Raw genomic sequence first — 14,258 nt, 5'->3', positions numbered from 1 at the left:
AATTTTTTGTGTAAATGGAAGTCCTCTCCCATTAGCTAGCTTCTAATACATGGATTCTAACGTATCTTGAATTTGCTTGAAACCTCGATGCGTTCGCTCAAAATTTTGGCCGTTGTAGTCACGAATAACTGTGACCAGAACGCGTTCTAGTGCTGGTTCATTTGGAAATTGTTCTTTCTTCTTTGTCTGCCGTTTTAGCTTCTTGTTGAATGATTCAATGAGATTTGTGCTGTAGATGCTACTGCGTATCGCAGCTGGAAAAGTGAAACAGGTCAAGAGATGAGGATTATTTTCTAGCTTGCCCGTTACTTTTGGATACGCCTTTTGCCACTTGTCTATGAAGTCAGCTAAGGCCTGTTTTGCGTCGTCCATGGTAGCTGCTTGATGGATCAGTTTGAAGTCGTTAAGGACCTCTTGTCGGTCCTTAGTTCGAACGTGAGCTTCAATGTTCCGACTGACGTGGATCAGGCACTGCTGGAGCTTAGCCTTAGGGAAGTGGTCACCAATTGTGTTGGTAAGGCCGACTAAGCCATCGGCCACGAATAAGAGGACTTCTTTTACACCACGCTGCTGAATGTCCACGAGAAGCTCTTCCCAAACGGTACTGGATTCAGTTGGAGCGACTTGGTATGCTAGGACCTCTTTCATACCATTTGGTCGAATGCCAATGGCGATATGCACGGCTTCTTTAGCCACTGAGTCCCGGCGCAGAGGTAAGTATGTTGCGTCCACATAAATGACTGCGTAACGACTCGCTAGAGGGCGCGTCTTGAAGGCGTTGACCTGTTGGTCAACGACCTTCGTGAGGTTTGAAACCGTTTGTGGTGTGTAATGAGCACCATACATTTTCTCAATCAAATCCGCGATCTCACTAGTGGTAATCCCTTTTTCGTAGAGCTGGACAACCGTGGCTTCTAAACCATCCGTTTGGCGTTGATAGCTTGGAATAGTTTGCGTATTAAAGGCGCCATTTCGGTCGCGTGGAACCTCCAAGTTTAGTTCCCCATACTTAGTTTTAAAGGTTCGCAGATAATGCCCATTGCGTGAATTGCCGCTGTTAAAGCCTTGGCGGTCGTAGGGTTCATAACCGAGGAACGATGAAAGTTCCTCGTGCATTAAATCATTGATGGCCGTTTCCAAATGTTGCCGAAAAACTTCGTCCAAATCTTGCTTTTGTGCTAGTGCTGCCATAATTTCTTTGTTAAACTGAGTCATGGGGAAAGCCTCCTATGTCCTATGAAGTGAGTGTGGTTGCTAACTATCATAAGGGAGAGGCTTTCCCTTTTCAATTGCTTATTTTTCTATTTACACATAATTATTTAAACACTCTTTCTATACAATTCAGAAATCTTTTATGCATTTACACAAGATATTTTACGCTCTCTCAGATTCGGTTTGTTGAGGTAATGATGGTTGTGATTGTTTGTGTGTAGTTAAATCTAATTGTTGTGCTTGATCGGCAATCCTATTAGTCGTTGCAATCTGTTCGTCCTTAACCTCTAACTGCTGTTTAAGTAGCTCAATAAAAGCTGATTGTTCTTTGGTTTGAGCCTGTAAAAAATTATTAACCGTCAAACCGTACCAAGAAATTTTCGTGATCGATATTAGTAACCAAGCCCGTATTTCCCGGCGGACTTTTTACCGGAATTTCAAAAGCAAAGACGATGTGATTAATCAGTATGTTATTTCCTTACTAAAGAAATACACTGATTGGATCTTGCAAGTTAACCCCCAAACCTATAAAGAAGTCATCGATGACTTCTTTACTTACTGGCCAGCTCACTCAGCTAAATTGGCTTTGTTAGTTAAAGCTGGTTTAAGCTATAAGATCTTGGATAATACTAACCAAACGATGCCGGTTTTCTTTCGGCGTTTCCATCTCCGCCACCCCAGTGTTGCTTGACACGTCGATGTCACTAACGATACCAAAGTTGAATATATGACCCGCATTGCCGTCGGTATTTTCTGGAATACTTTTTGCTTATGGTTAGCCCAGCCGACGTCGATCACCATTCAAAATTTAGCAATCCTCGTCAAACATGATTTAAAGCAACTGGGCAATTACTAGTGGCCGAGAAATGCTAAAATAGAGTTGAGTTAACAATTATGAAGGGAGGAGCGTCAATTGGATAGTGAAATTATTGCCCGGCCATTGGTGACCATCACCAACGTCATTTGGAGTTTTAATACTGAATTACACCGACCACAATTACTATTGATTAAGCGGGCAGATGAACCTCTAAAGGGACATTGGGCCCTCCCCGAAACCCTCTTGCGGAGTAAAGAGAGTGCCGACGCGGCCTGCATTCGTCTAATTGACGATAAAATTGGCCTGCAAGTTCCGATGAATTCAACCGAACAACTGGCCACCTTTACAGATCCCAAGCGGGTTACGGGAACTCGGGCACTGGCACTCGCCTATATGACCTATTTACCATCAACCCCAAAATTGCATCCAGGGTATGGGGCCACAGATGCCCAATGGTTCGTGCTTGATAAAGATCAGGGCAACTATGTGATCACCCATGACCAACAGGAGATTATCCTAAGTCCCGCCGGTCACCTGGTCTTTGATCATATTCAAATCATTACTACCGCCATTAATCGGATTAAAAACAAGCTGGACTATCAACCCCAAATTCTTCGGATCTTAGGTAATACCTTTACCCTGCGCCAAGCGCGCGAAGTCTTTGCGGCTTTCTTAGGTACGACAATTGACAAGATTGATAATTCCAACTTTAAGAAAACTCACAACCACCTCTTCAAAGAAGTCGGGGTCGCCACTTTGAACCATTCTGGGCGGCCACCAAAGCTCTACCAACTTAACTAAAGGGCATCATTTGCATTTTGCTGCAAAGTATTTATACTAGACGTAAATAAAAGTCAACCATACTTTTATTTTTAGCCAAATTAAAGTAATTTTTACTTAAAAGGAAGCATTTAAGATGAATCTACAACTATTAACCGACTTATATGAATTTTCCATGGCCAATGGGTACTACGCTACCCTACCCCATGATCGACAAGCTCGCTTCGACGTCTTTTACCGCCGGGTTCCCGACAACGGTAGTTTTGTCATTGTCGCTGGTCTCCAGCAGGTGGTAGAACAAGTTCAAAATTGGCATTTCACTAAGGAGAATATTGAATACCTGACCTCCCTGAATGAATTTACTCCCGAGTTTTTGGATTACCTGAGCAAGATTAAAAATCACTGCTCGATTAAGGCTTTACCAGAAGGAACCCCTGTTTTCCCACGGGAACCAATTATTTCAATTAGTGGACCGTTGATTGAAGCCCAGCTGTTAGAAACCTTTATTCTAAACATCATTAACCATCAATCATTAATTGCGACGAAGTCTTGGCAAATCAACCATGCCGCTCAAGGCCGACCAATTATGGAATTTGGCGCGCGGCGGGCGCAAGGCCCTGATGCCGCCACGTATGGGGCGCGAGCCGCGGTGATCGGCGGTTGTACCAGCACGTCGAACTTACAAGCAGCCAGTAAATTTAATATTCCCGCGGCCGGCACAATGGCACATGCCTGGGTCGAAAGCTTCTCTGATGAATTAAGTGCCTTTCAAGCTTGGGCCAAGGTTTATCCTGACAAAGTTTCCTTGCTCGTTGATACTTATGATGTCTTGAAGTCAGGAGTGCCGAACGCGATTCGGGTCTTCAAGCAAGTTAGCGCTCAAGGGCACCAACCAGTCGGGATCCGGATAGATTCCGGTGACATTTCGCAATTAGCCATCAAAGCCCGGAAGATGCTCGATGATGCTGGCTTCCCCAAGGCAAAGATTACAGCTTCAAATGCCCTTGATGCGCATGTAGTTAAGTCGTTGTTGGATGAAGGAGCTCCAATTGATAACTTTGGGATTGGGGAACGTTTAATTACCAGTTCCTCCAGTCCGGTATTAAGTGGCGTTTATAAGCTCGCCGAAGAAAAGATTAATGATCAATGGATCCCAAAAATTAAGGTTAGTGATAGCAGAGAAAAGATCACCCTTCCTGGTAATAAGCAAGTTTACCGGATTTACCGGCAAGATAACCTTCATCAAGCGATCGCCGATGTGATTGCCCTGGCTGATGAGCACATCACGGCTCCATTGAAAGTGGTTAATGCTAATTCGGCAGCCACGCACGCCAGCCAAGTTCTGACTAATTTTAATGCTAAGCCATTGATGCAAGAATATCTGGGTTCCAATGCTTCCCCAATCGAAAATGATCTCTTTAAGATTCAGCAATTCTCAATGGATCAAGTAGCAGAATTACCAGAAGCCACAAAACGGTTAGTTAACCCCGATCGGTACCCAGTTTACTTAACAGCTACATTGGCTGAATTGCAAGAACAGTTAATTACTAAAGCTCAATTTACGGAGGAACATTAAGATGGCTAAAGCGCTCTTAATTATTGACTATACAAACGACTTTGTGGCTGATAAGGGATCACTAACGGTTGGCAAGCCAGCGCAGACGTTGGCCCCAGAAATTATGCGGTTAGCCGATCAATTCTTAAGCCAGCATGATTATGTGATCTTTCCTACTGATGGTCACCGGCTTAATGACCCATTCAATCCAGAAACCAAACTATATCCGGCCCATAATATTATTGGGACGACCGGTCAGAAACTATACGGCCAAGTCGGCAGCTGGTTTGATCAACATCATGACGACTCCCATGTCTACAAATTCAATAAGAACCGTTACTCCTCCTTCCAAAACACCAATTTGGATAACTACCTGCGGGAACGGCGGATTGATGAAGTCTGGATTGCTGGTGTCTGCACTGATATTTGTGTCCTCCACACCGCAATCAGTGCCTACAACCTGGATTACCACATTGTGATTCCACAAGCAGCCGTGGCCACGTTCTCACCAGCTGGTGCTGAATGGGCGATGAATCATTTTAAAAACGTATTAGGGGCCACAATTCGATAATTCACTTTCAAATGATTATCAAAAAAACCACGAATTAATTACAAAAAATTCCCTTTGCTAAATGCATTGGGAATTTTTCTTTTGGCGTTACCTTTCTAGGGTAAAAGGTAACATTTTATTTTCAAATACAATCTTGAAAATAAAAACGTGTACGATGAATCGAAAGCTACTAAGCATGCAATCGAAGAATGGAACAACAAACACTTTCAGAACTATGTTGAGCACAGTTGTTTGCATTCCGATTAATAAATGATACCACTCTAACATGATTCCCATCATTTTCTCAAAATAGTTTTGCTGCTCATAAAAAACGGTTTTTAATTTATCTGACATATAAGTCTCATCTTTTTATATTAAACTTTTTGCGATATCTGATAAAGGTCGTCCGTTTAATCCCGGTATTTCGAGTCACATCAATGTCACTCATGCCTGCCTGGTAAAGCTTAAAAGCATGTTGCAGGCGGGGATCGTCTTGGGTGTATTGGGGTTTGCGCCCATGATATTTACCCTGTCGCTTAGCTAAGGCAATTCCTTGCTGCTGGCGCTCAATGATTCGCTTACGTTCACTTTCGGCCTGATACTTATAGAGTTCAATAATCAAGTTGGTCATCAGTTGCCGTAAGTTGGGATCCGCAATCCCGGTCATGGACGGTAAATTTAACACATCTAAGGTGGCCCCCTTATTTTGAATGGTGTTCATAATCTTAGTTAAATCCTGGTTGTTTCTGCCTAAGCGATCTAATTCAGTGACCAGGACGATATCACCCTCACGAATATAGGCCAGCATTTTTTGCAGTTCTGGCCGATTAGTGTTAGCCCCACTTAATTTATCCGTAAATAATTTATCAACGTCTTTTAAAGCCGCTAACTGTCGATCTAAATGTTGCTCCTTGGAACTCACACGCGCATAACCGATTTTAGCCATTTCCAATCTCCTTTTGGACAGTTCTAATGAACACTTGTAATTCCTAGTATAGCACAGAAATAAAAAAGGCCATTAGGGTATACCCTAATGGCCTTTTCTAAAAGCTGTTTCAGATCTTTGTCTTCCAGACTTCTTTTTGAGGGCCTGTGGGCTTTATAGCGATAGTAATGCGCTCTTGAAACCCCGATGACTCGCCACATCTTAGTTACCTGGTAATTTTGGCTTTCTTGTTGGATATAATCAAAGATATCGGTTATCTCTGCGCAAGGAAGCCGAGGGCTTTTTTTAGGATTTCGTTCTCCTCAGACAGGGAAGCCAGCCGCTTTTCCATCGCTTTAATTTCGTCTGGCGATTTACCGGATTGAGTTTTGGCTTGGCCCTGGATCCACTTATGAACGGTTGAATAGCCAATGCCATATTCTCTGGCCAGTTGGGCGGCTGATTCGCCTTGTTTATATAGGTTGATGATGTTTTGTTTGAATTCTTTGTCGTAACGAGTTGGCATGTAAAAATTCCTTCCTTTTGAGAGACGATTTATTCATTATACGCTCTCTTAAAAGTTGTCTCAGGAATCAGCTTACATCCAACTTGAAAAGAGTACCTTACAACGGACAATTACCATTATTGTTATGGTGATGGGGATTATCACGCTGCTGGCGACCTTGGGGCTATTAATGTGGGTTATTGTACCGATGGTGCTGCACGGATCCGGCCTTAAGTCGATTTGGGACACTTGGCACCCTGAATTAACGGGTTGGGGCGCCGTTAGATGTATTGGGGCGATACTTACTAGCTTTTTGGTGATTTGTATCGAGCTGTTAGTGATCGGATTGCCAACCGTGATTGCGATTAAAATAATGGAATTTGTTGATAAATCGGATAGATAGGAAAACGCATAGCAAGACATTCAAATATTGGGTATTTTTTCAAAGCACGCAGGTAAACTTTAAAAGTTAACATAGTTCCGATGTAGACTTTTATCTTGCGGACAATGTAAAAGTCTACATTGGAACTTTTTTATAAATCATCTTTAATTTCTTGAAGTGTAGCATTAGAACTTGTAATTTATCTTTAGATAGGTTTTATTTATCAATGAGAATTACCTTTCTTAATTCGATATACAAGGATCCAGAAAGGTAATGCAATTAGAACAGTGCCAATTAACGGAATAAATGAATATAAAACAGCTGCGCATGTATAGTTATTTTGATAAATAACAAAATATAATAGAGCACCTGCAGAAACAATTATTCCCGAAATGGGTAAACTTTTAGTCGTGTAAAAGAGTAAATTTTTCTCATATTTTTTCATAAAAATTGCCTCTTATTAATGATTCATTGCACATGCACCTTCTGATGCAGCGCCACACACGACAGCGCAAGCTAAACCTGCGATGCCATTTACGGCAGCCCAAACTGCACAATAGGAACCACAAGCTAACACACCAGCCATACCGCATGAAAATTCTTTGCCATGAAATTTAAAATGCTTTGTCTTTTTTTTCGCCAGAATATTAATTTGATTCAGTTCATTGTTTGAGGCGGAAAATTCGGTTTTTGGTGATGTGCTCTTAGTAGTACCTTGCTCAGCAGAGAAGCTTACAACCTTATTATTGCTCTTATCAACAACCGTTTGAGTTAATATTGTAGTATTTTTGTCATTATTTTTGTAAACACTATAAACAACATCCGTTGATATAGAAGGATCTACTGAGGATGTTGCACGATAATTATATGGTGTGACTGCGTCTTGGTCATTGGTATAACCACGTTTTTTTATATTATTTAAATAGTTATTTATTTTCTCACTTTTATTTAAATTAGAAACATCTTGCTGTGCATTGCTTGAGCTCAAAGACGAAACCTTTGCACTCAAGTTTGAATATTTAAGCTCTGTATTTAAATTATGGTAATAAGATCCAACTCTAGTTTTAGCCGAACCATTAATTGGGAATAAGAACGAGCCAAGTAATACAGTAACTGAGCACATTAGTAGTCCGATAAATATTTTTTTAAAATGTTTTGCCTTACTCATAATCAACAACTCCTCTAATTTTTAAGGAACCCTTATTGTAAGAACTTGTCTACTACTGAAATTTTGGATTATCCAACTAAACGTGTAACCTCATGGGTGCCATTGTATTTTATTAAAGTTGGTATAGCATTTACATGCAGTCCCTTTAATTTTTTATAGCTAGAATTAGGTTCGTTAGCTAAATCGACTTTAAAGATTTCCTTGTTAGGATGCTTAGCAATAGCTTGTCGGTAAATCTTTTTCATTTTTTGACAATGAATGCAGTATCTAGAAGCATAGAGGACATACGTTATCTTTCTTTTCTTTTGTTTGAGCAATTTTAATGCGGTGGTTAATTTTACATTCACCACTTTTCCCTCTGACTTTGCGAGCACTGTACTTGGAAGTAAAAACATGAGGCTGATTCCTATTACGAACAAGCAAAAACTGCTTAAAACTGTTATTTTTCGTTTTTTCATAAAAAGCCTCCTCAACACATAAAATCGATGTTAAAACAATCAATATATGCTACATGATCATAATATCACAATTAATTTTGTTTGCCATTTTAAATAAGCGAGTCTCTTGTTTTCCAGAAACGCTATTCTTACCAATAAATTTTATTTGTTCATTTCTGCCACTGTTAGTTAGCTCGTACGTGTAAACTTCACTAAACCCAGCCTCGGTTAGCGTTAGATTGCTTTTAGTAAACTTGGCAGTTGCGGCTAAACCATCACCTTTGCTAGAGTCAAACGTCCATTGATGACTCTGGAGATCTTGTGCAGTTGACTTTCCACAAGCAGTTAGGCCAACCGCAATCAGCAATACTGTCATTACAGCGATTATATATTTCCTATATGATTTCATAAGTTACTCTCCCTCTATAATCCTTATCCCAGCATTTTCTTATGTCTAGTCTCTAATTCTTGATCGATGTTGTCCTGCAATTTGTCTTCCTCATCATCAGTTGTCTGATCGGCTTTTTTGGCTTGGTGCTGTGCTTTAACTGTCTGATTCCACTTATCTACCTTGTTTTTAAAATTAGTTTCTTGACTGGCTTCTGGTTGGCCTTGATACTCGTTCTGTGACAAGTTAACCAAATGATCGGCGCCAGGAAATAGTTTAAATTGGAACGCTTTTGTAGCTTTGACCGGCCGCGCATTACTAAAGATTAATAAACTCCGATCTTCGGGCATACGCATGATTTCGTCGGGCGTCATGAGCGAACGGCTCGTATAGCTGTAACTATCGCTTTTGCTATGGCTCTCTTCGTTGCTATGACTGGTACTCTCACTTCCCGTTTCGACTTTAACGGTTGATTTACCTAACAAATCACTAAAGTATTTAGCGGTCACGTCGTTAGCCGCATTCAAGCAGATTTTAACGGCGTGATTCCCTAAGATACTTTCGGCTTTATCCTTGCCGTACAAGGCTTGCAGCTGGGTTAAGGTCTGGCAAATGGTCGTCACACCAATACCGTACCCCCGGCAAGTTGCCAGGAACTCTTCATACTTCGGAAACTTCCCTAAATTAACAAATTCATCAAGGATAAAATCGACTTGATGGGGTAATTTAGCGTGATGATCGGCAGCTAATTTGTATAATTCATCAAACAATTGTGAGAAAAACAGATTGATGAAGCTTTCGTAAGTGTTATCCATCACCGGAATAATCACGTATAGGACAACCTTAGTATTGCCAATCTCTTTTAAATCAAAATCTGAAAAGCTGGTAAAGTCGGCCACTTCTTGATCGACAAACTTCGAAATGGTTGCCAGCAAGCTCTCAATAATACTGGCTTTCATTTCCCCTTTCGCCTTTTTAAAACCTAATTCATAAGCACGTCTCGCTGGATCGGACATTTTCAAATCCAGGAACAAGGTATCTAACGGACTATCTGTGCCCTTTTCTTCGGCTTCCACATCATTTTCCTGTAAGACTTGGGTTACGCCCGCCAAGTTCCGTTGCTCTGGCGACCGGTGGTTCATGACAAACAGAATTAGTGCCTTCAAAAGTTGCCGTTGGGTACTGAACCACACGTCTTTCTTACCTTCCGCATTCTCACTTTGGACGATCTTAGTGGCGACGGTTTCGGCTTGAATATCCCGTTGAATATAATCAAAGGGATTATAGCGGTCACTGTGCGTCATGTTGGCAAAGTTGACGACATGCACTTGATAACCTTGGGCTAACTTAACCCCGGCCGTTTTTTCGTATAATTCACCTTTCGGATCGGTGACGACAATACTGTTCTCCGTTTCGTTAAACAGGTTGGTAATCACGACTGATTGGGTCTTATACGAACCGGGACCCCCGACCACAAAAATATTCCGGTTGGGTTTGGTTGAGTTGTTCTGATAAACAGCCTGCTTATCCACGATTCCTAAAATTGTGCCATTCATGTTAATCTGCCCCCTTCGATGATTTCTCACGGTCGACTAATGATTTGAGAACTGCTGCCTTGGTACTGTTGTTAAACGCTGTTGTCAGGTCTTTGGCATTGATACTAAAGTAATGGTTACTCAATTCTTTTAGATCACCCCAGGTCGCACTCCCGTGAGTTTCAGTGTCCGCAGTTTCCCACGCTTTATGTTTGCTGTTTCGTTTCAAAGCAAAATAGATGGTGTATAGGATCACGGCGACACTGACAATAATTAGTACCGGGTTCTTTTGGCCTAAATATAAGTTGTAATAGTGCCAAGGGTGTAAAGCTAATTGTTTTAATACGGTTGGCATATGATCCGCAAAGGTTAGCTTATAACGGGACAAGACCATGACAGAGCCAGCTAAAATCTCCGCTAAATACAAGCCAATGATTAGCGTTAGTAAATACGGCCAGCTTGCTTTAATGGCATTTAAGAGTTTACTTTTCATCTAATCACCTACGATCTGTTTAATCTTTTGTTGGTTGGTGCCGGTGTACCGTTGCTTGCAATGGATCAAGGTTGGCACCGACGTTAGTTGATACTTCTGAATGTAATGGCGATTCTGCGGCTGATTCATGTTGATAAACACAATGTTATGACTAATTGCGTTGTGCCAATAGATTCGGTGAAAAATGGATTGACAATCCGGGCAATCATCGCGATAGAAGAACAACACTTTTTTAGGGTGCTTAGCTAACGTCACGATTGATCGCTGTTTTTCCACGTGATTCACGTATTGATGATTAGCAAAGCTACTAACGGCTAAAACCACCACGATTACCGCTAGGACTTTGCTAACCCGTTTAATTAAGGTCACTGGCTTTAAAGCTACTACCTAAATTTTGTACCGCGGTGATTCGATTCGTGGTGGTATCGAAGGTCACCTGGTAAAGTACCGTCGCCTTTTGCCAGTCGTTGTCGCCACTCTTACTTTGGTAACTAACAACCGCCAAGCCTTTCATGTTTTGCCCCTGCTTACTTTGTGTATACAGATTCAGTTGGTTTAACTTGGCTGAAACACTATTGCTATCGCCATAAGTCCCTTTATTGGAAAAGTATTGCTGATATAACTTGTCGGAAATCAAGTTTTTAACGCCATCTTTACGCTGACCGTAGGTCTTGGGCTTAAAGTTATTCATGACATCAAAGAACTTGGTGACCACCGTATTAAAGCTAAGTTCAGCCGAACTTTTGTCTTTATTATTTTGGTAGGTCTTATAACTGTCAATTTGGGTGCTCAATAACTGCTTTTGTTGGTTGGTTTTAGCCAATTGCTGACTAACTTGCCATTAATGCCTTGCCAGCTTTCTGCTTTCATTGGATCACCTCCTCAAAAAAAGCGCGTTAGGGACGCTAAACAACTAGCTTTCCCCTAACCCGCCCGGTAAAATGGATTGTTAGGAGGGTGACACCTAGAATCGTAACTTCCAGGTGCTGATCCCCGTTAGCAACTTCACTGCTTACGAGGACGCCCTCTTTTTTTATGTGGTTTTTAATCCATTCAATGCCATCTTCAGATATTAATTTAACTTTGCCCGTTTCCATGAGCATTTCACTTGGCAACTCGTTAGGGTGCCGTCTTAACCAAACACTCACGTACGTACTACCTCGTTCAAGCTTGAGACTAGCTTGAGCTAAGCTAAACCATTCCTGTTTCTTTGTCACATGTGAATACTCCTTTCCCTATATTATGGGTTCATTGTACCATTAAATGAGCACGTTGGTGCACTTTTAATTTTACATTTAGATTACAAGTGCATGCCCCCATCTTCATGCCGGTTTCGAGTTTGGTGTTGCCGTTGCTTTTTCGTCATTTCCCACTCGGTCTCCTTTAGTCCACGTAGTTGCTGTTTTCTTAGATAGTCTGTATTTTTCGCATATAAAGTGGTCATTAAGGCTTCGTCCAAAATATTCATCAGGTAATTTTTCGGGCTAGTTGGGTGGTAATTAATGGCCTGATAGTCCTTAACTTGAGCTCGCTTATATTGATCAAAGCGCATTGTCTGTTGTTTCAAACGGGTTTGCACCATTTCAATTTGTTGGTGATCCAACTTAGGATCTTGGCCACATTCGCCAATAAACAGTTGCCGGGTGCCATCATGTTTTAAGACCCGTTGCAGTCGATGATCCTGAATATCTTTTAATTCCATTTTACCTAACAGGTAATTTAAACCGGCTTGATGTTGCTGACTAGTAAAGACTACCGGTGGCTGCTGTTGCAATTGACTAAGATCATCGGCGCTTAATGGCTTTAATTCTGGGTCATAGTAAACCACAGCGGTATAGATTTGCTCCTTGTCAATCGTCTCTAGCTTATCGAGGTCACTGTCCGGAAAAGCAGTCGTTAGAATGCTGTCGTATTGGGTTTGCACCACGGCTTTAACTTCCCGCATGACCCGTAAATCTTTCACCGCTTTAGAAATGAATTCGAGTTCGCTTGGTTGATAAGCGGCTAGTATGCCCCGATCAGTAGGCTTCAAATCGTCTAACTGGTGACCATGTTTGGCTAGTACCGTGGTTAATTGCTTCTTAATTGTTTGGACCTGCTGATTAACTAACTGCCAGCTGGTATATGGCCGCTTGGTAAACGTCAATAATTGCTGGGTTAATAAGTCGTTTCGAATATCCGCTAACCGTTCTGCCAATTCGCTACCCTTAAAAATCGTTTGTTCACTATTAGTTTCTTTAATCAGTTCCCGTCGTTCAGCTGCGGTTGTCTGTTCAAAATTAAGTTCCGGATAAAGCTTTTTCGTTGCTCGTTCCACCACTTTATTTAACAACTGGTTAGCTTGTGCTAGTGATGTCGTTTGCTGGTCAATAGTCAGCAGTTGCTTGGTTACATCTTCACCAATGGCATGTTTGATTAATAAGCTGTTTTTCCAATTAAACAGCATGCGCTGTTTATCATCTAAATGTTCTAAATCGACATAGGTTTTCAATTGCTGACTTAGATGACTAATTGTGTGTTTTTCAGAGAACGATAGCTCGTCAGTTAACGCGTCAAAATGTTCATGATTTCTTATCTTTTCGTCAAGATTATGATATTTAGCTTGAGCGTTTCTTTGCGCTCTAACTTGTTGATTAAATGCTTTTCGATTTTTTCTTTGGCTGTTAATGCCTTCGTGTTGGGTAGGTGTCTCTTGAATCCCTTGATCGACAAACGATTTTTCACTAATCCGATCCGGAATATTTTTTTGTGCTAAAGACTGATTAACACTTGTTGCCCAATTATGCCGCCACTCATTAATTTTTTCCTTTTTATCCCAATCAACCAACCAAATTTTCCTTTGTTTTGGAAACCCGCTTTTGGTTAAAAGTTGCTTGCCATTTTCATCTTTAATGTACTGCGTCTTTGCTTTTAATCCCCAACTACCATCGGGGTTAAATGGGCGATTGGTTAACATCACATGTGCGTGCGGATTGTCTGAGTGATCGCGATGAATTGCTACGTCAGCTACCATACCTTGATCGACAAAATTTTCTTGCACATATTTTGTCAGTAATTCTTTCTGTTCGGATTCACTTAATTCTACCGGTAAAGCCACGTTAAATTCTTTGGCATACCGCGAGTTTGATTTACGATCGTTCTTTTCAACTTCATTCCATAATTGTTCTCGATTACTGGCCCATTCTGGTGCATTTTTGGGGGTTAAAATAAAGCTTTCTGGCATAACCGAGCGGGCATAAAAATAGTGGCGGCCTTCTTGATTATCAAATAATTTTTCACCACTTCGATAAGCGGCACTGGCAATGGCACTGCGTCCTTTACCAGCACTAATATTACTAAAACTCATATGAAATATTGCCATGTTAGTCACCTCTTTACTTTGATTCTATGGGTTTTCCTCTGTTGTCGCCATCGGCGACTTCTAATACAGGTTTTTTGGGGGTTAGCACAACATAGAATTAATTCTATGTGTAAGTGCGCATTGACCTCGTTTCACTCGGTCTGCTGATTC

General features: G+C 41.2%; 18 protein-coding genes and 1 pseudogene. 5 read left to right on the top strand and 14 right to left on the bottom strand.

The annotated features are described in order from the left end of the window. Positions 1 to 42: 42 nt before the first annotated feature. Positions 43 to 1,215: an IS256 family transposase gene (locus tag ACEPST_RS00340; RefSeq protein ID WP_057879063.1), complete on the bottom strand. Its 1,173-nt coding sequence runs from the start codon at positions 1,213 to 1,215 to the stop codon at positions 43 to 45. Between the two features lie 159 nt (positions 1,216 to 1,374). Beyond that, positions 1,375 to 1,575 (bottom strand): DUF536 domain-containing protein, encoded by a 201-nt coding sequence (locus ACEPST_RS00335; protein ID WP_225361824.1) that lies wholly within the window; start codon positions 1,573 to 1,575, stop codon positions 1,375 to 1,377. A 19-nt stretch (positions 1,576 to 1,594) separates the two neighbouring features. Between ACEPST_RS00335 and ACEPST_RS00330 the strand changes: the two genes are divergently transcribed. From ACEPST_RS00330 to ACEPST_RS00315, 4 genes are all read left to right on the top strand, one after another. Next, positions 1,595 to 1,903: a TetR/AcrR family transcriptional regulator gene (locus ACEPST_RS00330; RefSeq protein WP_236008262.1), complete on the top strand. Its 309-nt coding sequence runs from the start codon at positions 1,595 to 1,597 to the stop codon at positions 1,901 to 1,903. Between the two features lie 222 nt (positions 1,904 to 2,125). Beyond that, positions 2,126 to 2,830 carry an NUDIX hydrolase gene (locus tag ACEPST_RS00325; protein ID WP_107696700.1) on the top strand — a complete coding sequence of 235 codons (705 nt, stop codon included), beginning with the start codon at positions 2,126 to 2,128 and terminating at the stop codon, positions 2,828 to 2,830. A 115-nt stretch (positions 2,831 to 2,945) separates the two neighbouring features. Beyond that, on the top strand, positions 2,946 to 4,385 hold the full coding sequence (locus ACEPST_RS00320) for a nicotinate phosphoribosyltransferase (protein ID WP_057785053.1): 1,440 nt from the start codon (positions 2,946 to 2,948) through the stop codon (positions 4,383 to 4,385). Position 4,386: 1 nt separating this feature from the next. Next, positions 4,387 to 4,935 carry a cysteine hydrolase family protein gene (locus ACEPST_RS00315; RefSeq protein ID WP_003712348.1) on the top strand — a complete coding sequence of 183 codons (549 nt, stop codon included), beginning with the start codon at positions 4,387 to 4,389 and terminating at the stop codon, positions 4,933 to 4,935. An 87-nt stretch (positions 4,936 to 5,022) separates the two neighbouring features. On the opposite strand, the gene ACEPST_RS00310 is transcribed toward ACEPST_RS00315, so the two are convergent. The 3 genes from ACEPST_RS00310 to ACEPST_RS00300 form a co-directional block, all read right to left on the bottom strand. Next, a complete protein-coding gene (locus ACEPST_RS00310; protein ID WP_041818219.1) occupies positions 5,023 to 5,268 on the bottom strand; it encodes a hypothetical protein in 246 nt (81 codons plus the stop codon). A 7-nt stretch (positions 5,269 to 5,275) separates the two neighbouring features. Then, entirely contained in the window at positions 5,276 to 5,860 is a 585-nt protein-coding gene (locus tag ACEPST_RS00305) for a recombinase family protein (RefSeq protein ID WP_103434022.1), read from the bottom strand. Positions 5,861 to 6,113: 253 nt separating this feature from the next. Next, a complete protein-coding gene (locus ACEPST_RS00300) occupies positions 6,114 to 6,365 on the bottom strand; it encodes a transposase (RefSeq protein ID WP_089109983.1) in 252 nt (83 codons plus the stop codon). Between the two features lie 55 nt (positions 6,366 to 6,420). Between ACEPST_RS00300 and ACEPST_RS00295 the strand changes: the two genes are divergently transcribed. Beyond that, positions 6,421 to 6,747 carry a hypothetical protein gene (locus tag ACEPST_RS00295; RefSeq protein WP_225360278.1) on the top strand — a complete coding sequence of 109 codons (327 nt, stop codon included), beginning with the start codon at positions 6,421 to 6,423 and terminating at the stop codon, positions 6,745 to 6,747. Positions 6,748 to 7,186: 439 nt separating this feature from the next. Here the strand turns inward: ACEPST_RS00295 and ACEPST_RS00290 are convergent, their stop codons facing one another. The 9 genes and pseudogenes from ACEPST_RS00290 to mobQ form a co-directional block, all read right to left on the bottom strand. Next, a complete protein-coding gene (locus ACEPST_RS00290) occupies positions 7,187 to 7,894 on the bottom strand; it encodes a putative immunity/bacteriocin fusion bifunctional protein (RefSeq protein ID WP_395390432.1) in 708 nt (235 codons plus the stop codon). Positions 7,895 to 7,962: 68 nt separating this feature from the next. Then, entirely contained in the window at positions 7,963 to 8,352 is a 390-nt protein-coding gene (locus ACEPST_RS00285; RefSeq protein WP_395390431.1) for a thioredoxin family protein, read from the bottom strand. A 49-nt stretch (positions 8,353 to 8,401) separates the two neighbouring features. Continuing rightward, positions 8,402 to 8,740, bottom strand: a complete 339-nt coding sequence (locus ACEPST_RS00280; protein ID WP_057784760.1) for a hypothetical protein — start codon at positions 8,738 to 8,740, stop codon at positions 8,402 to 8,404. 23 nt (positions 8,741 to 8,763) lie between these two features. Further along, positions 8,764 to 10,275, bottom strand: a complete 1,512-nt coding sequence (locus ACEPST_RS00275) for a VirD4-like conjugal transfer protein, CD1115 family (protein WP_125688717.1) — start codon at positions 10,273 to 10,275, stop codon at positions 8,764 to 8,766. 1 nt (position 10,276) lies between these two features. After that, complete coding sequence (locus ACEPST_RS00270) at positions 10,277 to 10,747, bottom strand: conjugal transfer protein (RefSeq protein WP_395390430.1); 471 nt, start codon at positions 10,745 to 10,747, stop codon at positions 10,277 to 10,279. Next, positions 10,748 to 11,116, bottom strand: coding sequence for a thioredoxin family protein (locus ACEPST_RS00265; protein WP_125688719.1), 369 nt, complete (start codon positions 11,114 to 11,116; stop codon positions 10,748 to 10,750). Further along, positions 11,103 to 11,585, bottom strand: a pseudogene (locus ACEPST_RS00260) (hypothetical protein); the annotation flags it as partial. The pseudogene ACEPST_RS00260 and the gene ACEPST_RS00265, both read right to left, overlap by 14 nt. A gap of 67 nt (positions 11,586 to 11,652) precedes the next feature. Next, positions 11,653 to 11,964, bottom strand: a complete 312-nt coding sequence (locus ACEPST_RS00255) for a hypothetical protein (protein WP_008212308.1) — start codon at positions 11,962 to 11,964, stop codon at positions 11,653 to 11,655. 83 nt (positions 11,965 to 12,047) lie between these two features. After that, on the bottom strand, positions 12,048 to 14,108 hold the full coding sequence (gene mobQ / locus ACEPST_RS00250; protein WP_125688738.1) for a MobQ family relaxase: 2,061 nt from the start codon (positions 14,106 to 14,108) through the stop codon (positions 12,048 to 12,050). Between the last annotated feature and the right edge of the window lie 150 nt (positions 14,109 to 14,258).

This window comes from Levilactobacillus sp. FUA 3915, assembly GCF_044053135.1.
In the GTDB taxonomy this organism is placed as follows: Bacteria; Bacillota; Bacilli; order Lactobacillales; family Lactobacillaceae; genus Levilactobacillus; species Levilactobacillus lanxiensis.
This window is presented reverse-complemented; position numbering and strand designations above follow the sequence as displayed.